This is a genomic window from Sphingomonas japonica, from assembly GCF_006346325.1.
Lineage (GTDB): Bacteria > Pseudomonadota > Alphaproteobacteria > Sphingomonadales > Sphingomonadaceae > Sphingomonas > Sphingomonas japonica.
This window is the reverse complement of record NZ_VDYR01000001.1, coordinates 1,276,769-1,298,382: the sequence shown is the minus strand read 5'-3', so window position 1 is coordinate 1,298,382 and position 21,614 is coordinate 1,276,769. Positions and strand designations below refer to the sequence as shown.

At 62.7% G+C, this 21,614-nt stretch carries 22 protein-coding genes and 1 pseudogene; 9 read left to right on the top strand and 14 right to left on the bottom strand.

Features of this window, described 5'->3' with window-relative positions:
• Nucleotides 1-36 precede the first annotated feature (36 nt).
• The 5 genes from FHY50_RS06555 to FHY50_RS06535 all read right to left on the bottom strand — a co-directional run bounded on the left by FHY50_RS06555 (nucleotide 37) and on the right by FHY50_RS06535 (nucleotide 4,704).
• Nucleotides 37-540: a DUF421 domain-containing protein gene (locus tag FHY50_RS06555; RefSeq protein ID WP_140047695.1), complete on the bottom strand. Its 504-nt coding sequence runs from the start codon at nucleotides 538-540 to the stop codon at nucleotides 37-39.
• A 42-nt stretch (nucleotides 541-582) separates the two neighbouring features.
• A complete protein-coding gene (locus tag FHY50_RS06550) occupies nucleotides 583-1,995 on the bottom strand; it encodes a DUF2254 domain-containing protein (RefSeq protein WP_140047694.1) in 1,413 nt (470 codons plus the stop codon).
• Between the two features lie 60 nt (nucleotides 1,996-2,055).
• Nucleotides 2,056-2,340, bottom strand: a complete 285-nt coding sequence (locus FHY50_RS06545) for a hypothetical protein (RefSeq protein ID WP_140047693.1) — start codon at nucleotides 2,338-2,340, stop codon at nucleotides 2,056-2,058.
• A 64-nt stretch (nucleotides 2,341-2,404) separates the two neighbouring features.
• Entirely contained in the window at nucleotides 2,405-3,811 is a 1,407-nt protein-coding gene (locus FHY50_RS06540) for a L,D-transpeptidase family protein (protein WP_243846752.1), read from the bottom strand.
• A gap of 245 nt (nucleotides 3,812-4,056) precedes the next feature.
• Nucleotides 4,057-4,704, bottom strand: coding sequence for a mechanosensitive ion channel family protein (locus FHY50_RS06535; RefSeq protein ID WP_140047691.1), 648 nt, complete (start codon nucleotides 4,702-4,704; stop codon nucleotides 4,057-4,059).
• 38 nt (nucleotides 4,705-4,742) lie between these two features.
• Here FHY50_RS06535 and FHY50_RS06530 point away from each other — a divergent pair.
• Nucleotides 4,743-5,477, top strand: a pseudogene (locus FHY50_RS06530) (extracellular catalytic domain type 1 short-chain-length polyhydroxyalkanoate depolymerase); the annotation flags it as partial.
• Here the strand turns inward: FHY50_RS06530 and FHY50_RS06525 are convergent.
• On the bottom strand, nucleotides 5,474-6,196 hold the full coding sequence (locus tag FHY50_RS06525; RefSeq protein WP_140047690.1) for a Crp/Fnr family transcriptional regulator: 723 nt from the start codon (nucleotides 6,194-6,196) through the stop codon (nucleotides 5,474-5,476). The pseudogene FHY50_RS06530 and the gene FHY50_RS06525 sit on opposite strands and share 4 nt — an antisense overlap.
• Nucleotides 6,197-6,371: 175 nt before the next feature.
• Between FHY50_RS06525 and FHY50_RS06520 the strand changes: the two genes are divergently transcribed.
• From FHY50_RS06520 to FHY50_RS06510, 3 genes are all read left to right on the top strand, one after another.
• Entirely contained in the window at nucleotides 6,372-6,659 is a 288-nt protein-coding gene (locus tag FHY50_RS06520; RefSeq protein ID WP_140047689.1) for a hypothetical protein, read from the top strand.
• 309 nt (nucleotides 6,660-6,968) lie between these two features.
• Entirely contained in the window at nucleotides 6,969-7,628 is a 660-nt protein-coding gene (locus tag FHY50_RS06515; RefSeq protein ID WP_166745530.1) for an ATP-binding protein, read from the top strand.
• 398 nt (nucleotides 7,629-8,026) lie between these two features.
• The gene (locus FHY50_RS06510) at nucleotides 8,027-9,088 is read left to right on the top strand and encodes an SDR family oxidoreductase (RefSeq protein ID WP_140047687.1); all 1,062 of its coding nucleotides are present in this window, start codon (nucleotides 8,027-8,029) and stop codon (nucleotides 9,086-9,088) included.
• A gap of 9 nt (nucleotides 9,089-9,097) precedes the next feature.
• Here the strand turns inward: FHY50_RS06510 and FHY50_RS06505 are convergent, their stop codons facing one another.
• The 3 genes from FHY50_RS06505 to FHY50_RS14505 all read right to left on the bottom strand — a co-directional run bounded on the left by FHY50_RS06505 (nucleotide 9,098) and on the right by FHY50_RS14505 (nucleotide 11,380).
• The gene (locus FHY50_RS06505; protein ID WP_140047686.1) at nucleotides 9,098-10,354 is read right to left on the bottom strand and encodes a cation:proton antiporter; all 1,257 of its coding nucleotides are present in this window, start codon (nucleotides 10,352-10,354) and stop codon (nucleotides 9,098-9,100) included.
• A gap of 414 nt (nucleotides 10,355-10,768) precedes the next feature.
• A complete protein-coding gene (locus FHY50_RS06500) occupies nucleotides 10,769-11,029 on the bottom strand; it encodes a DksA/TraR family C4-type zinc finger protein (RefSeq protein ID WP_140047685.1) in 261 nt (86 codons plus the stop codon).
• Nucleotides 11,030-11,191: 162 nt separating this feature from the next.
• A complete protein-coding gene (locus FHY50_RS14505) occupies nucleotides 11,192-11,380 on the bottom strand; it encodes an alpha/beta fold hydrolase (protein WP_337250278.1) in 189 nt (62 codons plus the stop codon).
• Nucleotides 11,381-11,847: 467 nt separating this feature from the next.
• Here FHY50_RS14505 and FHY50_RS06490 point away from each other — a divergent pair, with 467 nt between their 5' ends.
• Complete coding sequence (locus FHY50_RS06490) at nucleotides 11,848-12,594, top strand: phytanoyl-CoA dioxygenase family protein (RefSeq protein WP_244935306.1); 747 nt, start codon at nucleotides 11,848-11,850, stop codon at nucleotides 12,592-12,594.
• 298 nt (nucleotides 12,595-12,892) lie between these two features.
• Here the strand turns inward: FHY50_RS06490 and FHY50_RS06485 are convergent, their stop codons facing one another.
• Nucleotides 12,893-13,627, bottom strand: a complete 735-nt coding sequence (locus tag FHY50_RS06485; RefSeq protein ID WP_180345096.1) for an SDR family oxidoreductase — start codon at nucleotides 13,625-13,627, stop codon at nucleotides 12,893-12,895.
• Between the two features lie 132 nt (nucleotides 13,628-13,759).
• Here FHY50_RS06485 and FHY50_RS06480 point away from each other — a divergent pair, with 132 nt between their 5' ends.
• The gene (locus tag FHY50_RS06480; RefSeq protein ID WP_140047683.1) at nucleotides 13,760-14,071 is read left to right on the top strand and encodes an ArsR/SmtB family transcription factor; all 312 of its coding nucleotides are present in this window, start codon (nucleotides 13,760-13,762) and stop codon (nucleotides 14,069-14,071) included.
• Nucleotides 14,072-14,334: 263 nt separating this feature from the next.
• Nucleotides 14,335-14,997 (top strand): glutathione S-transferase, encoded by a 663-nt coding sequence (locus tag FHY50_RS06475; protein WP_140047682.1) that lies wholly within the window; start codon nucleotides 14,335-14,337, stop codon nucleotides 14,995-14,997.
• Here FHY50_RS06475 and FHY50_RS06470 read toward each other — a convergent pair.
• Nucleotides 14,980-15,876, bottom strand: coding sequence for an exonuclease domain-containing protein (locus tag FHY50_RS06470; RefSeq protein WP_243846750.1), 897 nt, complete (start codon nucleotides 15,874-15,876; stop codon nucleotides 14,980-14,982). The genes FHY50_RS06475 and FHY50_RS06470 overlap by 18 nt on opposite strands.
• A 202-nt stretch (nucleotides 15,877-16,078) precedes the next feature.
• On the opposite strand from FHY50_RS06470, the gene FHY50_RS06465 reads away from it, so the two are divergent.
• Nucleotides 16,079-16,636 (top strand): DUF1993 domain-containing protein, encoded by a 558-nt coding sequence (locus FHY50_RS06465; RefSeq protein ID WP_140047681.1) that lies wholly within the window; start codon nucleotides 16,079-16,081, stop codon nucleotides 16,634-16,636.
• Between the two features lie 134 nt (nucleotides 16,637-16,770).
• On the opposite strand, the gene FHY50_RS06460 is transcribed toward FHY50_RS06465, so the two are convergent.
• Nucleotides 16,771-17,688: a DUF5996 family protein gene (locus FHY50_RS06460; RefSeq protein WP_243846748.1), complete on the bottom strand. Its 918-nt coding sequence runs from the start codon at nucleotides 17,686-17,688 to the stop codon at nucleotides 16,771-16,773.
• A 35-nt stretch (nucleotides 17,689-17,723) separates the two neighbouring features.
• Entirely contained in the window at nucleotides 17,724-18,353 is a 630-nt protein-coding gene (locus tag FHY50_RS06455; protein WP_243846746.1) for a glutathione S-transferase family protein, read from the bottom strand.
• A gap of 349 nt (nucleotides 18,354-18,702) precedes the next feature.
• On the opposite strand from FHY50_RS06455, the gene FHY50_RS06450 reads away from it, so the two are divergent.
• Nucleotides 18,703-19,068 (top strand): winged helix-turn-helix transcriptional regulator, encoded by a 366-nt coding sequence (locus FHY50_RS06450; RefSeq protein ID WP_140047679.1) that lies wholly within the window; start codon nucleotides 18,703-18,705, stop codon nucleotides 19,066-19,068.
• A 277-nt stretch (nucleotides 19,069-19,345) separates the two neighbouring features.
• On the opposite strand, the gene FHY50_RS06445 is transcribed toward FHY50_RS06450, so the two are convergent.
• The gene (locus FHY50_RS06445) at nucleotides 19,346-21,511 is read right to left on the bottom strand and encodes a prolyl oligopeptidase family serine peptidase (protein WP_140047678.1); all 2,166 of its coding nucleotides are present in this window, start codon (nucleotides 21,509-21,511) and stop codon (nucleotides 19,346-19,348) included.
• Between the last annotated feature and the right edge of the window lie 103 nt (nucleotides 21,512-21,614).

Genomic DNA, 21,614 nt, shown 5'->3' with positions numbered 1-21,614 from the left:
TATACTGGCGGTAGCGTTGATCGGATGGCATTGCCCTCAGGACGATCCGGGAAACGCACTACGCGACCCCGCCTGCGCACTCGGAATGACGCTGAAGCTTCCGTCGGTTTCTAGAACGACTGCCGCCGCCAGTTCCAGACCGCCCAGGCCACCGCCACGCACCGCAGCCAGCAATTCCTCGTGGGTCACGCGCTCGTCCTTGAGCGCTTGTTTGTCGATAACCCCGTCCTTCAGCAGCATGCGCGCGTTCGATTTGGCAACCGCCTCGGCCGTGCGCGACCGGATCGATGCCCAGGCTATGCCGAACTGCAGGCACGTCAGCAGCATCAGCCCAAGAACGCCTTCGGCCAAGGCAACGTCCTTCGATAGCAGGACCGACGATAGCGTCGAACCCAGTGCGACCGTGACGACCAGGTCGAAGGCGTTCATCTTTGCCAGCGTTCGCTTGCCACTGACCCGCAGGATCGCGATCACCGCCGCATAGGCAATCGTCCCTACGACAAGGACGCGCAGCAAACCTTGCCAATCATCGAAAAACATGGGCGATCTCTTTCTGGTCTGATGTTCGCGCCGACCGCGTCGTCAAGCGGTGCCGCCTAGCCATGCGTTACTATCGCGCAGCCGTCGCTTATAGTCGGGCTCGGCAAGCGCGCGGCTGAGTTCGCTCGAACGCTCGCGCACGCGCGACAGGTTGAAGCCGGTCATGCCCTCCTCCGCCAGCGTGTCGAGCCGGTCGAGATAGGTGCGTAGCGTCTCGATGCGCTTTGGGTCGTCGCAGTCGAGCGATATCTCGCCCAGGGCGCGAATGTAGCGCAGCGACGCGACCATGTCGGTCGCGCAATATTGCACCAGCGCGCCGAACGAACGATCGATGAAATTCGTAAAGGTTAGCGGGTGTGCGATCAGCCGCAACGCGCCCTCGTCATCGAGCCGCAGATGCGACGGCAACTGCCGCTGGGCCAGGCCCGACATGCCAGCGCTCAACCAGTCGAGGCAGGTGACCGCGGTGAAGGGATCGTTCACGCCGGGTGACAGCGCGCGAGCGGCAATCTCGACCAATTCGTCGATCAGGAAGCGCAGATCCTGCAGCGCCGAGCGTCGCGCGCCGAACGCGAACGTTGCGCGGATCGCGGCCACGGTCTTGTCGTCGCAACTGTCCATCGGCCACGCTTCGGCCAATACGCGGCCGGTATGGGCGAAATCGCCGGGCTGATATTGGAGGCGCAGGACCAGATCGTGGCGTTTCGCCAGATCGATGATCGCATCACTCTCGATCAACTGGACGTAGCCAGTGTGCTTGGTGCGGATCAGCTGCCGCTGTTGCCCGTCCTCGGCGGACGCCCCTTCGCGGAAGGTGGCGGGCACGCGAAGCGCTTCGGCTGAGTTTGTACCTTCGGCAGGGCCGCCGCCGATGGTTTTGGGAAAGCGCTCGTCGATTTCCTTCAGCAGACGCCGACCGATATCCTCGATCACGTTGTTGATGTGGATCTTGCTGGGGACATGGTGGATGAAGAAAATCAGTACCGCGATCGAACAGATCGCCAGAAACACCCCGACCAGCAATGCGAGGTTCGGGACGAAGCTGGCACCCGCTGATTCGTCGGCAGACCGCACGGTGCGCAGTACGACTAGGCAATAGAGAAAGGTGGCGATGAATGTGCCCAGCGTCAGCTGGTTGCCGCGATCGCTCATGAAATTGCTGAGCAGGCGCGGACCATATTGGCCCGAAGCATAGACCACCGCCGCGATGGTCACCGAAAAGACGGTGCCCGCGACGGTGATCATCGATCCGCCGATCGACGACAGTACCTGACGCGCGCCGCTTGGACGCGACGCGGTCAGCCAGGCGAAATCGTCCATCCAGTCCGACCCGACATAGGTATCGAGCCAGATCATCCCGCCGGCGAGCAGCACCGCGGCGATCGCCATAATCGTCGGCAGAAACCAGTAGCTTTGCCGCAACTGGTCACCAAGGCGAAGAATTGTCGCCCGCATTACCGGCCAAACGCGTCAATGAGACCGGAAGCAATCATGCGGGCGTCAACGCGCGTCACGTCAGCGGACTGCAGCCGCTTCGTTGGCGACAATCGCATCGCGCTGTTCCTGCGACATGCCTGCGACATTCATGTCGGCGGCCTCGATCGCGTCGGCGCGATATTCGCCGGTATCGCGGATCTGCTCGGCGCGGTTTTCGAGCATGTCGGCCTGCGTGTCGAGATTATCGGCGCGGGTGCCGGCAGCGTTTTCGACGCGGTCGGCCAGGTTTTCGGACGGGCTATCGTTGCACGCGGCCAGCGTGAGGGTCGTCAGCGCGGCAAGGCCGAGGGTAAGCTTGTTCATAAGGATTCCTTTGGAAGGTTGCAGGGTCGATCGGATACGCGCGGCGATCCCGTAGATGGGCAACTCAAGGGCCGACATCGGCACCTTTGGCGTTCGATCGTCTCGTGTTCGATTTCTCGAACCCGAGCGCCTGGGCGATGGGATCGTTCCAGCCATAGGGATCGGTGCGGAACGCCACCGCGCCGGCGTCATCGACGAAAACATTATGGTATAGCAGCCGCACCGGAATATGCTCGGGCAGCGGAACGAAGGTCTCGTTGCCCGAGCCCCGTGCCTTCTCCCATTCGTCGGTGATGCCTTGCTGTTCGGCGAGCATCTGCGCGAAGCCCAGCGCGTCCTCGACGCGAACACAACCATGGCTCAACTGGCGCTGGCTTTGGTCGAACAGCTCGGGGGATGACGTGTCATGCAGATAGATGGCGTGCTGGTTCTGCATGTCGAACTTGACCAGCCCGAGCGCATTGTCGGGGCCGGGTTGCTGCACAATCCAGCCGCCCTGGATCGCCATGTTGCGGCTATCCAGATAGCCTTGGCTTACGCCTGACAGCTCGCCGTTCTGGATCGACTTGGGAACCGTCCAGGTGGGGTTGGCCACCAGCCGGTATATCGGCGACAGCAGCGCGGGCGTTTCATTGCCCGGCTCGCCGACGATGACCTTTCGGCTGTCGGTACGGTTGCCGTCACGAAAATACCGCATTCGGGCGGCAGCGGCGTTGACGTCGATTCGCGTCGCCGCCGGTGACCGCGCCAGCCAGCGCCGCCGCTCCAATGCGACTGCCAGCGCACGGGCACGATCGCGCGGCCCCAGGTTGAGAACGGTCAGCGTATCACGACCAATTACCCCGTCATCGGCAATGCCATATTCGGCCTGCAGGCGACGGATGGCATCGGCCATCTGGTCGTCATAGGTCTGTGCGGCTTCGCCTGACTTTGGCTCCGTCGAAAGATAGCCGTTTGCGCGAAGCTGCTCGAGGATCGCCGGCACGCGCGCGTCAGTATCGCCTATCTCGATCAGCCCAGAATCCGCGATCCGGCTTGCGTCAGCGCTTTCCGCCTCCTGCCGATATCGCACATAGGCATCGGAAAGTTTCGAATATTCGGCATTTTGCGGGGCCAGCCCGCCAAACCAATCGGCCAATGTACCGTCCGATGCCGCCTGCTCCAGCCCGGCGGTAAGGTCGTTGTCGGGCCTGGGGAAGGTATAAACCTCATGCAGCGATGTCGGATCGACACTGCCCTGCGCCAATGCCTTTGCATAGCGTAGCGCGGTCGACGTGCGAGCGACGTCGCGCTGGGCCGGGCTTTTGTCCGCCACTTCCGCAACCGAGATCGCGACGCGATCAAGTCCGTGACGCCGCCGCTCGGCGACCAGCCTGTCCAGTTCGTCGGCGGTCGATTGGGTCCAGAGCGGTTTCCAGTCGTGCGCGACATAGACGTCACTTACCCCCGCCGCTTCGGCAGCGGATCGCAACGCGCTTTCGTCGATAGAATCAGGCGCAACTTGAACATTTTGTTGCTGCATAGCGACGGCAGTATTTGCCAACCCAAGAACACCTATTGGGGTAAGCATCAGGGCAACCAAGGAAGTCGAGCGGTAGAGTTTTGATAGGTGCATGGAAAACCAACCGCTCACACCGCGGATCGATCCGCCTGCCAGCGCCTTGTCGATATTTCCGCTCGGTCTATCGACGCGCGAACTGCAGGCAATCGAATGGTTTATTCGATCGGACGACGGGTATCGAGCAGGTCGCCGCCCTTGGTTTCGGCGCGTTCTTCATCGACCAATTTGGCGACATGTGCATCGGGCAATGTATCTTGCGCAATGGTGTCGCGTTGCATTCGAACCGGCGGCTTGCCGTGACGCTCCGCCCGCTTCCCTGGCTGCGGGAGCTCAAAGGTCGGGGCCTGGTCGAAGCGGAGGCGATAGATCGGTTCGGGTAGCGCAAAACCTGCGCTCTCGAGCGCGCGTTTGGCGGTGTCGAGCGCCAAGCTTCGACCGGTGAGAAAATCGGTTCGCGTCTGATCCACCCAGCCGAAGAAGCGCAGCACGATGTTTGAATCGCCCATCTCGCAAATGATTGCGGTGGGGGCGGGCGTATTAAGCACGAAAGCCATGTCGCCGATCGCCGCCAAGCCGACCGTCATCGCATCGACGGGATCGTCCTCGGCGTCGATCCCCAGATCGAACTCGAACCGCCGTTCGGGATTGCGCGTGTAATTCAAGATTACCGCCTTGAAGACGGTCGAATTGGGAATGCGAAGGTGATTGCCCTCGAGCGTCATCAGGATCGTGGCGCGGCTGGTCAGGCGGACCACTCTTCCCTCATTGCCCTCGATCACGACATGGTCGTTGGCACGGAACATCTGACTATGACCGCGGTGCGGGATGGTCGCGGCTTGCGCGCGAGAACGGGTTCGCAGTGCTCCTTCCCGAACAGGCGCGGCGAAACAATTTCAACCGCTGCTTCAACTGGTACCAGCGCGGCGACAGCCGCCGCGCCGGCGGAGAGCCGGAATCGATCCGCCAGATGATCGACGCCGTACAGCGCGCTTACCCTATCGATCCGGCCCGTATCTTCGTCACCGGGCTGTCGGCGGGCGGCGCGATGACGTCGGTGATGCTTGCCACCTATCCAGAGGTGTTTGCCGGCGGCGCGATAATTGCCGGCCTGCCATTTCGATCAGCGACGACGTTGCTGGGCGCGATCAACCGGATGCGCGGAATCGGCAGTGCGACCGCCGCGACGCTTTCCGGCCTGGTGGGGTCTGCAACCGATCATCCGGGTCCCTGGCCAACGCTGTCGATCTGGCACGGCAGCGCCGACCGGACGGTGGACGATTCGAACGCCGAACTGATCTTCGAACAATGGCGGCCGATCCACGGGGTCGGCGTCCTTCCGGACCGTACCGACATGATCGACGGCTATCCGCACCGGGTGTGGCGCGACATGGCGGAGCGCGACGTGATCGAGGACTACAGGATCACCGGCATGGGCCATGGCACGCCGGTCTCGACGCTCGGAGCCGAGCCGTGCGGCGTGCGCGGGGCGAACATGCTCGAATCCGGGATTTCATCCACGCGGCGAATCGCGCAATTCTGGGAGCTTGTCGGCGCGGCGCGACCGGCAGCGATCTAACTCGGCTCGCGAAGCCGGCGATGCAGATAATTCTCGTCGAAACCGGCGATCTGGACCAGCTTGCCGGGGTCCAGGATCAGCACGCTGCCCCGGCTGAGCGTCATCGCGCCAGCTAGGCGAAGCTCCTTCAGCACGCGGTTGATGTGCACCGGGGTCATGCCCAGCGCGTCGGCAAGGATGATCTGCGACAGCGGCAGCGAGAATTCGGTATCATCGACCAGTCCGATGCCGTGCGCGCGCGCATAGAGTTCGCAGATCAGGTGCGCGACCCGCTCGATACTGGTGCGCCGGCCCATGCTGGTGATCCATGCGCGCAGCGTCCCTTCGTCGGTCAGTTGTGAAACGTACATCGCCTGAGCGATCCCGCGATGATCGTTCAGCAGCCGGTCCATGTCGGCGCGCGCGATGGTTGCGACCCGCGCCTGGGTCGCGGTCTGGATGCTGTGATCCATCTCCGCCAGCATGCCGATATGCAGGTCACACGCGTCGCCCGGCATCAGGAACGCAGTGATCTGGCGCGTGCCGCTGGGCAGGATCTTGTAGCGAAAGGCCCAGCCGTCGAGAACCACGAATACCGGCCCCGGTCTGTCACCCTCCCGGATCAGGTCCTGTCGGGCCGCGAACTTCCGCGGATGCGCGGTCTCACGCTCCAAAGCCGCGATCTCGACCGGCGTAAGCTTCGAAAATCCGGATAATTTTCGAACGAAGCGATTGGCCATCGCCGCGGTCTACCCTGTTCATCAATCACGAAATATTGCGTTTCAACATTGTTGAAAGTTAAGTCCCCTATGGTGGTATTGCTATTGGAATCCTATGTCGCGGGGATCGTCGAACATCTGAACAGGCATCGACGGCTGGAGGTTTCTGCTTTCGCCTGAAATTTCAGGCGAGACCATGTCGAAAATCGAGAATGATAACGTGTCCGTCCGGGTGTCGGAAGCGCTTCCGCCCGGTCCGCACGGCGAAGCGGCCCTGCTGTTGGTCGAAAGCCTGATTCACGGGCTTCTGGCGCGATCGGCGCTGACGCACGAGGAAGCGATCGAGATCGTGCGCAGCGCCATCGAAGTTCAACTGGAGCACAGCGCGCTCCGGACCGTCGAGCCCGTCGGCCAGCCGACGGCGGATCATCTCCTCATGGCGATCCTGGAAAGTATCTCGATCGATCTGCCCCAACGGCCATAGTCGACACGCAACGTCGCGCCGCTGCGGCGCGATGCGCGTAATCGACGTAACAAAAGTGCTTCCTTGCGGTTACGGAGTCCGTTGGAAAGATGGTCCAGCAACGGCGAGAGGGTCGATCAATCTACGAAATAATAATGTCACAGCCGGTGGGTGCGGTTCGTCAATAAAATCCAGAATTGTTGATCCTGAACAATATGACCCCAAATCGACGCTATAAATTGGCGTGGCAACAGGGGGAAAATAGCCATGCCGATGTTTATTCGACGGCCTCGCAACGCGGCGGACCGACCACTATCCTTGGATCCGCAAATGGTTCGGGACCTGTTCAGTCGCACGCAGGAACGAGCCGATACTTCGGCACATACGGCCCGGAAGTCGAACCCCTCGTTATGGGCGGCGGACGCCGTGCACCGGGCGAATAATCTCGCTCAAATGTCATATTCGCTTGCATCCCTCGACCTCGGTCAGGCGCACGGTCTTGTCGGTGATAATCCGCGCGCCGCGGCGCGCGCGCTCGCACGGGCGTATGCCGAACTTGGCGCTCCGGACCAGCCGGAACTGCCGGTGCCCTGTGCCCCGATGATCGATGCCATCGCGACGAGGCTGGTCGCGCTGTTCGGGAGCACCAGGGACATTGGCCTCACCCTTTCACTCCAAGACGTTCAGCTACTTCCTGAATATCGACGTGTTATCTCGTTGATCGGAAGCGAACTGATCATAAACGCGCTTAAATACGCATTTCCGTCAGGGCATGCCGGAAACATCTGGGTGACGCTGGAGCGTAAGGCCGATGGGATCGAATTTTCGGTCACCGATAACGGCGTCGGCTTGGCGCTAGCCACCTTGGAGGGTCAAGGCACCAGCTTGATTAGGCGGTTATGTACGATCGTTGGCGGTGATCTCCAGTATCGGAGCGCGGGTTCCGGCTTGGAGGCAACTATATCGATACCTGTTCAGAAGAATGTCTGAACGGGACAGCTCCTCGCGAATTGCGCATGATCAGACATCAGACAGGATGACCAGCATTTGAGCGGTTGCGGTGCCGTCCGTTGCTATGTGCTCGATGAGGATATTCGACCGTCCGGTGCGCCGCCGCCATCGGCGAAGCTGACAGGCGAGCGCTGCACGAGACGCCCAAGAAGTGCCGCGTGCGGTACGAACCTCGATGAACCGGTGACGACGCCGGGAATGCGACCCTTGCGAGGCTGAAAGGCTTCCCATGGTCCGAACTGCGGCAAGCGATCTGGCGGCCAGCGCCGCGGTTGCGATGGCTGCGGGCGGCCAGGGACACCTGGAAGCTGACGATCGTTCGTCAAACCGGGGCGCCGACCAACGCGGCCCACCCATTCCTCGATCGGATGAACGCGATGTCTAAAACAGCATTGGTGGTGGGCGCGAGCGGTATCGTGGGCAGTGCGACGGCGGCGTTACTGACGGACCGGAACTGGACGGTTCACGGGCTCGCGCGAAGGCCAACCAAGCAAACCGGCGTCCAGCCCGTCGTTGCCGACCTGCAGGATCCCAAGGGGACTGCAGATGCGCTTTCCGGCATCCGTGCGGATGCCGTATTCCTTACCACCTGGCTTCGGCAGGACAGCGAGGCGGACAACATCCGGGTCAATTCGGCGATGGTCCGCAACCTGCTTGACGGCCTGCCACAGGCAGCGGCGCCGCGACACGTGGCACTGGTGACAGGCCTCAAGCACTATCTCGGGCCGTTCGAAGCCTATGGAAGAGGTACGCTACCGCAGACGCCGTTCCGTGAGCAGCAGGCGCGGCTCGACGTCGAGAACTTCTACTATGCGCAGGAGGACGAGCTGTTTGCGGCCGCCGCCCGCGACGGCTTCACCTGGAGCGTTCACCGCCCGCACACGGTGATCGGCAAGGCCGTCGGCAACGCCATGAACATGGGTACGACGCTGGCCGTGTACGCGACGCTTTGCCGCGAAACCGGTCGCCCCTTCACCTTCCCCGGTTCAGCCGCGCAGTGGTCAGGGTTGACCGACATGACGGATGCCGGCCAGCTTGCACGCCATCTTCTATGGGCGGCGGAAACAGATGCCGCGCACAACAATGCCTTCAACGTCGTCAACGGTGACGTCTTCCGCTGGCAGTGGATGTGGGGCAGGATCGCCGAGTGGTTCGGGCTGGAGGCGGTCCCCTTCGACGGGATCGTCCGCCCGCTGGAGCAGCAAATGGCCGACGATGCCGGCGCCTGGCGCCTCATCGCCCAGCGCGAGGGGCTCGTCGAGCCCGATCTTGGCCGGCTGGCATCGCCCTGGCACACCGATGCCGATCTTGGTCGCCCGATCGAGGTCGTGACCGACATGTCCAAGAGTCGTCGGCTGGGCTTCACAGGCTATCAGCCGACGGACGACGCTTTCTTTGCGCTGTTCGGGCAGTTGCGTGCTGATAGTCTGATCCCCTGAATTGCCGGCTTACGCACGGGCTTGCTTGGCGGGCGGGGACGCATTCGTGCTTTCAGGGCGAACGCCGCGATGCTTGTCCAGCGATCGCATGATCGGGGTAATCGTCAGCCCGTGCAGAAGTATCGAAAGCAGCACGACCAGGCCGACGATGCCCCATAGCCGTTCGGCCTGCGCGATCGGCATATGGTTGATCCCGTAGGCGAGATAATAGATCGAACCGACTCCGCGGATGCCAAAGAACGCCAGCGTCAGCTTCTCACCCCGGTCGGCCGGGTGGCCCAACAGCGCCAGCCATCCCGTTACCGGACGAACAACCAGCAGGATTACGAGCGCGAAGATCGCATCCATCCAGGTCACCGGCGCCAGCAATCCGCTGACCAGTGCCCCGCCGAACAGGATCAGAAGCACCATCATCGCCAGCCGCTCGATCTGTTCGGCGATGGCGTGCATATCTGCCTGAAACTGATGCTCGCGGTGCGTGTGACGGAACGTCAACGCAGTGACGAAGACCGCGAGGAAGCCATAAACGTGCACGATCTCGATCAGGCCATAGGAAACGAATGTTGCCGACAACGCGATCAGCCCATCGCCGGTCTGCGCCAGCTTACTCTCGGCGGGGACGTGGAACGTCAGCCAGCCGAACGCCCGGCCGATCAGCCAGCCGCCGACGATGCCGCCCAGCACCTCCCATAGAACGCGGTAGGTCAGCCATTCGGCAACCCATGACTCGCCCGCCGGCAGCGCGACGGCGAGCAGGATCGCCAGGTGAACGAACGGAAAGGCCGCACCGTCGTTCAGCCCAGCCTCCGAAGTAAGCCCGAAGCGCACCTCATCCTCGTCGCCGGTCTTGGGTGGTCCCACCTGCACGTCGGCGGCAAGCACCGGATCTGTGGGCGCAAGACTGGCGGCCAACAGCAGCGCTGCCGCGAAAGGAAGCCCGAGCGCCCTCTCCCCAAGCAGGGTGATTGCCGTAATACCCAGCGGCATGGTGATCGCCAACAGCCGCCAGGTGATCGACCAGCTATGCCAACCGAATACACGGTCGATCTTCAGCCCCGCCCCCATCAGCGCGATGATTACGACGAACTCGGCGAAGCGTTCGGTAATTTCGGGATACCGGACCGGTAACGGCCGAAGCGTCACCTGGGGCAGAAGGAAGATCGCCGCACCGATACCGATGCAGACGATCGGCAGCGATAGCGGCAGGCGCTTCAGCGCCAGGGGCAGCCAGGCGACCAGCGCGATCAGCAGCCCGGCGCCGGTCATGACGAGGATATATGGATCGGGGGTGAGCGAGTTGAGCACGCGGTCGTAACAGCTGAGAAGGCCAGGCGGCCCCCGGCATGGAGCCGGCTGTTTCGCCGAGATAGCGTTAGCGGTGCGACATTTCGTTCGGAAGAGATGGCGAAGCCGGGTCGACTTCCGGCACCGGCCGGATCGCTATTGCTTTGAGCGGAACGACATGTCTGTCAGCGTGACCGGCGCAAGCAGATATGGCATCGCTCCTCCGCTTTGCTTTCGAAGGCGGCCTCGATCTAAAGCGTCCAGCCATTGCGTTGGATTGCTTGGACCCGCCGTAGGCCGCTAGATGAACAATCGTCGGCTGTTCAGGAATGGCAAACCGCCTTGAACGGCGAATTCGGGTCTGTTGGACCGATAATAGTATCGAAACTCAAGCGATCAGCGTAGCTGACTATCCTTGCTGCCTCGCCGATTGAACGCTGCGGCCGGTGGCCGATCCCGCCCGCTCTGGCACGTCACGCAGGTACGCACTCCGGGTATCGCCCGGCGGCGACCCTCTGGAACATCGTCACCGCAGATTGCACAAAATGGCTCGCTTTCTCCGCTTGGGATACTTGCTCGCGCTGCCAGCACAGCGTCGGCCACTGTGTCGTCGATCTGGTCCTGGATTGCGCCATCGCGCGTCCAACCACCGGCCATCGGCTTCTCCTTCCTACCTCATATGGGGGGGCAGGGTGCCGTTGCTATCTTGCAAGCGTGACCGAGGGCCGCCTTTGAGTAGCCGGCAGCCAACTGTAGATCATTTACGATCCCCGCAGCTGCTATGGTCTCCTCGCGCGCCGCCTCGTTACCGCAAAAATCTCATTGGGTTGCTTGAAGGATGATCGCCGTCGTCTCGTTCGGCATGTCCCACATCGGAAAATGGCCGCTGTGTTCGAACCAGTGCAATGTTGCGGAGGGGAATGCCGCCATCGCGCGGCTCGCCTGACGGGGCAGGCACAGCCTGTCCTGCCGGCCCCAGCCAATGACAATGCGTTGCGACGGGTCCAGGTCACGCGGTTCCGCATGGCAGGATCAAGATGCGAGTAGGTCATCATCGTTCTCCTTGGCCGTGATTAGCCAAAGGCAAGAACGGGCACACCAACCAGTCAGCGTCGTCTAAAGCGGACATTACTCCGTCTGGCCCTTATGGCTGCTTTGGGGGGACGCCGGCGACTGACCTAATGACCGGGATTGGGGCGCGTAGCCGTCCGGCCGCTTCCGACCCTGTCTCCGTCGTTCAATCTTATGATCCGACTTTCGCAGACTGATCGTTCAGGTTGCAGCAACAGCGCTGCGTAGTATGGTGGGTGCATGAAGTTCATGACTCTCAATCGCGCGTCCGCCTTCCCGCTGATCTAAGCGGGCCGGTTTATGCTCACTCGGCGGCTTTGCTGCCCGATGACCCACGCCTTTTTAGAGACTTTATGCGAAACCAATCAGGTCCTGCGCTCAGCGCAGATGACATCGCTTCGTTTGTGCGCGACGGCTTCGTCCGTATCGATGAGGCATTTAGCGAGCATACCGCAGAGCAGGCCCGCGCGATCCTGTGGAAAGCCACCGGCTGCGACCCTGATGAGCGTGCATCATGGACCTTTCCGGTCGTGCGCCTGGACCAGTTCAGCCAAGCCCCGTTTCTGGAGGCGGCGAATACGCCGAAGCTGTGCGCGGCATTTGATCAGCTTGTTGGTGCTGGCCGCTGGTATCCGCGCGATAGGCTTGGAACCTTTCCGGTGCGCTTCCCCGCCGAGGAAGCCACCGGCGACGATGGTTGGCATATCGATGTCAGTTTCGGCTACGACCACCCGGACTTCATGGAGTGGCGCGCCAATGTCTGCAGCAAGGGGCGAGCCTTGCTAATGCTGTTCCTGTTTTCGGATGTCGGTATCGATGATGCACCGACCCGTATTCGCGTTAGCTCGCATGCCGATATTGCAAGGGAACTCGCTCCTGCAGGGGAGGCTGGCCTGACGCTTCGCGAGCTTGCCGCTGATGGATTTGCCGGCTCGGCGCACCGGCCGGAGGCATTAGCTGTGGGCAAGGCCGGCACGGTGTATTTGTGCCATCCTTTTCTCGTGCACGCCGCGCAACGGCATCGTGGAACAGCGCCGCGGTTCATGGCTCAACCGCCCCTGTTGCCGCGTGAGCCCATCTCTCTGTGTCGGCGCGACGGAGACTATTCTCCAGTCGAACAGGCGATCCTGAACGCGATCTCGCGCCCGTAGGGAGAATTTGATCGGCCCGTCTGCTTCAAGCTCGAAAGGGCGACAAGCGGACGGGCTGCAGACCACCCGCCACTGCCTTTCCGGTGGGGCCTGAAGTAACGACAGCTTTCAGGATCGCAGGCGGGGCAACTGAATGACTACTAATGAGGCGCCTAGCTGCCGTTGTCGGCCGTAATTGACGGATGTCCGGGTTCGGGGAGGTGGCAGGCCCGCCCCAACGTCCGGAACTGGGTCCTCCCGCGTTCGCCCGAGCGCTATCGGCCCCTGCAAGTTCTGAGAAGGGGCCGATCGCTGTCTGTCAGGCCGCCGCGCCCCCATCGACGTTGAGCGTGGTACCCGTGATGTAGCTCGCATCCGGCCCGGCGAGGAACGAGACCGCGCCCGCGATCTCCTCGACCTTGCCGTAGCGGCCGAGCGGGATGAAGCCGATCATCTGCTGCGCGAACTCGCCGTCGGCGGGGTTCATGTCGGTGTTGATGGGCCCCGGCTGCACAGTGTTGACCAGGATGTTGCGCGAAGCGAGATCTTTCGCCCAACCACGTGCCAGTGCGGCAACCGCCGCCTTGGTCGCGCTGTAGACCGCAGTCGCGGGGAAGGCGAGCTCGCCCGAGACACTGCCTATCAAGATGATACGTCCACCATCGCTTAGGTGTGGCAACGCCGCGCGCGTGCCGACATGCAGGCCCTTCACGTTGACGCCAAACTGGCGATCGAAGGTCTCGTCGGTATCGTCGGCAACAGCGGAGAACTCCGCCACGCCAGCATTGTGGACCAAAATGTCGATTGCGCCCAGCGCCGCTGCTGCCTGTTCGACGCCAGCGCGTTGCGACGCCGGATCTGCCGCGTCCGCCTGGAAAGCAAAGGCGGTACCGCCAGCGCTTTTTATCGCCGACACCGTGGCGTCCGCGGCGGCCTTGTTGCCAGAATAGGTGATAGCGACGGCCGCACCGTCAGCCGCCAGCCGCTTAGCGATCGCAGCCCCTATCCCGCGCGATCCACCGGTGACGAGCGCCGTCTTGCCCTGAAGTGACATGTGAGTTCTCCGAAAAGAATGGCCCGCGATCACGCTCTCGTGCGCTGTCGGCAGACCGGGAGATGGGACGCTGCCGCTATAGTTCAACATTCCCGAACTATTAAATTACATCGGTCGTCTTATATTCGGTGGATGCCCCGCTTCACCCATCCCAGGCTGGAGGACGTTCCGCTGGATCTGGCGCTTCACGCGCTGGCCGATCCCAATCGGCTGGGCATGGTGGCGCGCTTGGCCGCGACCGAGCGCCTGAGCTGCACCGACGCGGCACCGTGCGAGTCGATCCCGAAGAGCACGCTATCCAATCACCTCAAGCTGCTGCGCGCCGCGGGGCTGGTCGAGACGACGCAGGCCGGGCGCGAGATGATCAACACGCTGAGACGATCCGATTTCGATCGGCGCTTCCCCGGCCTGCTCGACGCAGTGCTCGCCAACCGGCTTGCCTGACGCGCACCGCGGCACTGGTTCGGTCCTTGCCGTGCCAATGCTCGTGAGCCGCGGCCTTGGTGACGCAGGTTGTGTCGAATGACTGACGAGCGAGGGCCGACCGGGCGCAGCCATAACCAACCCACACCCTTAGATCCGCAACTGAACGGATGTCCGCTTTCGGCTAGCGCTCGCGTTGTTCTGAATGACCGCATGTGGGTCTGGTTTGTCAGAAGAGCCGGACGCGAGGCTATCCTTGGGACCGCCCTAGGCGGCATAGGTCTATGATGGCTGTCCACGTCCTCTACAGTTTCCGTCGGTGCCCGTATGCGATGCGGGCACGATTGGCGCTGGCTGTGAGCGGTACGTGCTACGAGCATCGCGAAGTCCGGCTTTCCGACAAGCCGGCGGCGATGTTGTCGGCCTCGTCCAAGGGGACGGTGCCAGTACTTCAGACGGCGGACGGGACGGTGATCGATGAGAGTCTGGACATTATGCGCTGGGCCTTGGAAGCTCGGGATCCCGAGGGCTGGCTTACGCGTGACGACCCGGCGCTGATCGCCGACAATGACGACACGTTCAAGCACCACCTCGACCGTTACAAATATCCCGATCGTCACGGTTCGGACCCCGACCTTCACCGTCATATCGGCCTCCGCTTCCTGCGCGACCTCGATGCACGTTTAGCGGTCGCTGGCCAACTTTGCGGACCGGCTCGAGGGCTGACAGATGCCGCTATCATGCCGTTCGTCAGGCAGTTCGCTGGGGTCGATCGTGACTGGTTCGACGATCAGCCGCTCCCTTCCCTGAAGGCGTGGCTCGCTGACCACCTCACGTCGGATCTGTTCGACAGGATCATGCAGCGGGCTGCACCCTGGTCCGAGAGCGACCGGCCCAGCATTGTGACCGGTGTCAAGCCGACGAATCAGTCAGGCGAATTCAGCTAGCTCTGCGACGAGTTGACGTTCGGAAATGATCCTGATGGCGCGACCAGACCGTCGAAGCTCTTCTGCTTTCCGGTACTGGGCATCGTAACGAACGTACCCGAACGGCTCATCTGCAATTACGGCGAGTACCGTAGTCGTGCTCCCGACCCCTGAAACGACGCGACCGCCGCTTGCTGCGATCCGGTGGGCGAGCGGACCATTGCGAGGCTGGCCGAGGATCGCCACCCGCTCCCCCGCGAGTGGCCCGCTCGCGGCCGGTGGCGGAGCAGGTGGGACCCGCTGACGCATGGCAGGGGCCAACCACTCCGCCAGCGACATCCCCGTATGTTCGATAGCCTTCACGACGATCATGCCCGCGGCGCGTGCGTCGCTGAGAGCGTCGTGGTGCTTCAGCGGGATACTGAGATGGCGAGACACCACATTCAACTTGTGGCTCGGCAACTCCGGCCACGCCCGTTTCGCAACCTTCACGCTGTCAAGCCACGTTGTATCGACCATCGCCCGGTCGTGAACGCGACAGGCTGCCGCCAGCGCACTCTTGTCGAAGTATGAGTGCGCAACCGTAACGCGTTCGGAAAGATGACCGCTGACCACATCGTGGACCTCGGCGAAGCACGGCCGCCCGAGGATATGTTCCGCTGCGATGCCGTGGATGCGCGTGTTGAAGCTGCTGAAATGATCGCGCGGGTCGATCAGCGCTTCGTATTCGAACGTGATCTGCCCGTTACGGAACCCGACGATGCCAATCTGGCATATGCTGCTGACCCGGGAGCAGGCGGTTTCCACATCGATGACGACGAAGTCGTTCGCATCGACGGCCGCCTCCGCGGCCGCGATCGAGGTCGCGCCAACGCTTTGCTTCAGATCTTGGCGGAACATAGGGGGCTCATACAAGCCCAACAGCTCGCTGTCCAAACCGCCAATCTTCGGTTTCCGAGGACACAGTGGCGATATTAACAGGCGTCCGAAGTTGGGGAGCCATGAATGAACGACGAGCGACCGTGTTTGGGTCCAGTTGGCCGATCAGCTTCGCGGTCCTCTCCCGCTTGACTGCCTTTGCTCAATCCGGGAAGCAAGCGCCATGATGCTGCCTGCCATGCTTCTTCCCACCTACGTCCAAATGCTTGGCGCGTTGTCCGCTTGGCTCACCAAGGCAGAGGCGCAACGGCCGGGCGGGGACGGGGACGTGCTGCTCGCCGCGCGGCTCGCGCCCGACATGTTTCCGCTTTCAACGCAGGTTCGCTTCGCATGCCGGCAAGCGCAGGAGGGCGTATTTCGGATACAGGGGCGCGAATTTCCGGCGTCGCTTCAAGCTCTGCTCGACGAGGGCCGCAACGGCGGCGAAGCTCCGGGCACCATGGCGGCGGCACAGGGGAGAATAGCCGAGACGCTGGCGGTGGTGGAAGCGGCTGAGGCGGAAGGCATCGCGGTAGACCCGGTCAGCAACATCGCGCACGAATTACCAATCGGCATGGTGCTTGATGTCACAGCCGAGCGGTACGCTCGCGACTGGGCGCTGCCGCAATTCTACTTCCACGTCGTGACTGCCTACGCGATCCTGCGAGCGCAAGGGATCGAATTGGGCAAAGCTGACTTTGCCGCGCACATGCTTTCTCATTTGCGCCCGCCCGGAACCTGAACGATCGTCCAATTTGAAGAGCGCTTCAATGGCGCGAGCGTCTGCTTGTGGGTCCTTGCGTTCGTCTCACTATGCAAAAGTCTTTGCCGCCCGTCTCTCGCAAGCGCGTGGCGATGGCGCGAGGAACCCTTTGCTCAGCCGCGAACTTCACGCGGCACCCGCGGAATGCCAAAGTCGCACTCAAGCGCCGGCCGGTCCCACTGGGCCAAATCCGCCGCCGCCGCATAGGTCGATCGCAGGAAGCGCATCAGGTCGCCATCCGGGTCAGCGCTGGCTTGTACAGCCTCATAAGGCAGCACGAACTCGCCCAGATCTCGATCAAAGCGAGCGGCGGCCGGCTCGACGGAGCGGTCCGCGAAGCCGTCGGGCACGGGATAGGCGTAGGAGTAGAACATCGGTTCGCTCGCGCCGCCTCCACCCGACCAGAATCCTGCGGAAGATACCTCGTGGCTATACGCTTCACGCGTCACTGGATCGGGAAGCGCTGGCACGCCGCCAGGGTGGAGGGGCGCCGTGCGTCCCGAGAAGCGCGTGACGGCCAGATCGAACGATCCCCAGAAGAGGTGCACGGGCGAGACCTTGCCGAGGAATCCCGTACGGAACTTGGCGAATACTCCTTCGATCCGAACCAACGCCTGATGAAATCGCTCTACAGCTTCCCGGTCATAGGGGCGCTTCCCCGTGTCCTTTGCGAAGGGCAGGGCATCCGCGATCTCGCTCGGAGCACCATGAATATCCATACGTCCGCCCAGCCTCTCGACAAGGGCGGTAGTCCTGGCGAGGAAATCGGCCACGCTCATCGCTTCCAGCGGGAAGCTGTCTATGCGATCGAATGTTTCCCCCACCAGGGCATGCTCGCGCAGGTCGAAGGTCAGTGTCAAAGCCAGACCGCCATCAGACACCATTCCCGTCGTAAGGCCGCGTGGCGTCACATAGAGGGTGGCGTGCCAGGAATGGTTGACCCAGGGCGTGTGGGCAAGGCGATACTTGCCGATGATCTGGCTCCATAGATGCAACGCCGTGCAGGTTTCGGCCCAGTCGGCGTAGGGCAAGGCGGGCCAGTCGCTCGCACTGTGTGACCGACCGCTCATCCGATCGGCTCCATGTCCTGGCGCGCAAGCGCTTTCGACACGCCCTCGTCCGCCTCCATGCGCACTCGAAACGCCTTGAGCGCTGGATAGTCGTCGATCGACAGCGGCGTCTTTTCGATCCACCGCGTCAGCACATACAGGAAGGTATCGGCAAAGGACCGCTGGCCGAGATACCATTCACCGCCATTGGCGGTCAGCGTGTCTTCCAGGAGCCGGTACTGGTCGGCGAGCCGTTCGTAGGTCTTGCGCTTGACCTCCTCTTTCCCGTCCGCACTGTCGGCGAATTTCTGCGTATTGAAGTGACCCCCATAGGTCGCGTGGACTTCCGAGGTCATGAAGGCCAGGGCTTCGGCCTCCTTGCGGCCAAGCCGATTGTCGCGCCCATAGCTCTCCTTTCCATAAGTCGCGCCGAGCCAATCGAGGATTGCCGTCGCTTCGGTCAGCACGTCACCATCTTCGAAACGGAGCGCCGGCACCTGAGCCTTGGGATTGATGGCGAGATACGCATCCTTCTTCTGGTCGCCATAAGCGATATTGCTGATTTCAACCGGGGCATCGAGCCAGGCAACCGCGATGTTCGGCGACAGCGAACAGGTTTCGGGCATGGTGTATAGCGTCGGCATCATTCATTCTCCTTTATCGATCGTCATTTGCTCAAAGTCGGCGCTACGGTCCTGGTTTTTGTCCATCAACTTCAAGCGAGCGGACTAAGCGGCTGTGGGGCCAAAGCGCCGCGCGTTGAAGTCGGCGATCGCCATTCTATGGTATAGTCAAACATCGCGAAGGGGCTGATCGTTTCGATATTGCCGCGATAGCTAAACAGGGAGCGAACTCGGAAACCATAATCGAGGCAAGGACCGCCATCGTCGAGGAGGGGGTTACGAGTGCTGAATGTCTGCGTCCATCGGGGGCGTGTTCTCCCCTCCGCTCCGTAGGATTGTCTCTGGGTTGGCCGGAAGCTAAGCGGGTGGGGACATGGCAACAAGTACGATCCTTGAGGATACTGAGGACACCCGGAATGGTCCGCCCGCTACCGGCTGGCATTGTCCCGCCGAACGGACGCTGCAAATCCTGGCCGGCAAGTGGCGGCCAATGATCATTTACTGGCTGCTACCAGAGGCCCTTCGCTTCAATGAGCTCCAGCGGCGTCTGAAGGGCATTACCCACCGCACGCTTTCAAAAACTCTCAAGGAGATGGAAGTCGACGGACTGCTCGCGCGCAAAGATTATCGCGAGATCCCGCCGCGCGTCGATTATTCTCTCACTCCCAAAGGCGAAAGCCTGAAATTCGTTTTGATCGCTATGGAGGAATGGGCGCGGGAAATTGGCACCCAGGATTAGGCAAGCTGTCGGCACGCTTGGCTATTTCACGGTCGCAAAGGTCGGGCGCGTCGTCCCGGCTAGGCGAATGCCGCCACTCACGATTTTGTGATTTCAGGCAGCCAGTTAAATCGCGGCCGTGTCCGTGCCGGGCTCAGAATGAATGGACGGCGGTCTCGGGGATCGAATAGATCGGCCCGAACGGTCACTTATGGGTCGTAGCGGGGATGCGGCGATCTCAAAGAGACACCACCGCAATCTATGCCGCCGGAAGCAAAATTAGCCCGCAGCCGCCGCGTTAACGACCTTTGGTCGTCGCGAGGATAAAGGCGAAATCGTCGGCATATTCCGCATCCGATTTCGCCTTGGACAGGTCGTTCATGTCATGGCCGCCGTCGAAGTCGATCCGGAGCAACGCGGTGCCGCGCGGATCGGCCGCTTGCAGTCGCGCGGCCATCTTGGCGGCATTGTGCGGCGCGACGCGCGCGTCGTTGCTGCTCGTCGTCAGCAGGACCGCCGGATAGCGCACGCCGTCATTCACCGCGTGGTAGCTGTCCATTGCCTTGAGCGCGCGAAAGCCGGCTGCATCCTTGATCGATCCGAATTCAGGCACGTTAGGCTGGCCGTTGGGTTCGAACTCGGCGCGCAGCGGGTTCGACATGCCGACCTTTGAGATCACCGCCGCGAACAGGTCGGGTCGCTCGGTCATCGCCCGCCCGACGGCGATGCCGCCGGCCGATCCGCCGACGATCGCCAGCTGCCGCTTCGAAGTGTGGCCCTGTGCTATCAGCGTTTCGCAACAGTCGATCAGGTCGCGCCAGGTGTTAGGCTTGGTCGCCTGCTTCCCGCCCTCGTGCCAGGCGCGGCCATATTCGCCGCCACCGCGGACGTGCGCCGTGGCGATGATCCCGCCCGCTTCGAGAAAGGCGATGCCGCGCGCGTCGAACACCGGCTGCGACGGCCACTGATACGCACCATACGCGTGGACGAGGCACGGCGCGGCGGCGATTGGCCCCTTGCGCCGGACGATCGAGATCGGCACCCGCGTGCCGTCGCGCACGGTCGCAACGATACGGTGGTACTCGTACGGCGACAGGTCGATCGCGGGGCGCTGTTGCAGCCCGGTGTTGGTGGTGGTGGTGGTCCGCGCATCAATGGCGAAGATCGTGCCCGGTTGCAGCCAGCTGGTGATCCGGATCAGCGCGGCGCCGTCCGCCGGGTTCACCGCGACGCTTTGCACCCAGCCCGAATAGGGCAGCGCGACAGGTCGCATCGGGCCGCTGCCCGGCTGGAAGAAAAGGCTCTGTTCGCCGCCGTCGTTCACCGTAACGAACGTGCCGTCCCGCCCGGCGTTCAGCTCGTCCAGCACGGTTGTGCCCGCCGGGGTTAGCGTACACGCGCTCGCCAGCGTTCCGGTGGCCGCGTCGATGGCGAGCAAGGCGCCGTTCGCAGCCTGTTTGTTCGAGATGACGTACAGCGTGTCGCCGCTCAGCGCGAAATCGGCAACGCCCTCGTCCGCGCCGCAGATCCTACGCCATGTCGCGGTCCCGGCGAGCACTGCGTCGCGCCGCGCCAGATAGATCGCGAACGAACGGACATACCCGTCACGCACCAGCAGGGCGACATGGTCGCTACCGATGCCGACCTGCATCTCGGGCGAGGAGATCGCGGCCATCGGCACACCGGCATCCATACCCGCCGCCATGATCCTGCGATCCGCGGCCTGTGCGGTGCCAACGTGGTGCAGCCACAGGCTGCGATCGTTGTAAAAGTCCGCGCTGCCCGCCGGCCGGCCCGCGAACCGGTTGTAGAAGAAGCCGCTGTCATCGGGCAGCCAGGCCGCGGCGGCATATTGCGCGTCGACGATCCGCTCGGCAAGCAGCCGGGCGCCGGCCACCTCGACAACATGGCCGACTGCATTCTCGGATCCCGCCAGCGCGACGCCGAACGCCACGAAGCGCCCGCTCGGCGACGGCACCCACCAGGTGATCGCGGCGGTGCTGCCCGTCGCTGCGAACGTCGCGGGGTCGGCGAGCACCTGTTCATGCCCGTCGGGATAATGCGCGACGATCCGATAGCTGGACGCGCCTGCCGTGCGCTTCTGAAGGAACCGGATCGAACCTGCGGGCTTGGGATAGACAACCTGGGTCACGTCGCCGGACATCGCTGCGATCCGCTCCAGCAGCCGCGGTCGGTCGGGATAGCCCCCCAGCACCTGCCGCGCATACGCATCCTGGCCGCGCATGAACGGCGCTCGGTCGCGATCCTTGTCGTTTTCCAGCCAGCGATAGGGATCGGTGATCTGCTCGCCCCACAAGGTTTCGGTGACCGGCTCGATCCGCGCGACCGGCGGGCGTCGAAGCGCTGCGGCGCCGGCGGCTCGCGGCAGCAGCGCGGCGCCGCCGGCAAGCGCCGCACTGGTCAGAAAGCGTCGGCGAGTCAGGGACAGCGTGGGCGTGTTCATCGATCGTCTCCTCGCCGATCGATCTGGCGTGTCGCACCCACCCGCGCGACCGACGATCGGTGAACGACGACAGGAATCGGCGAACGTCGTGGCGCATCGCCGC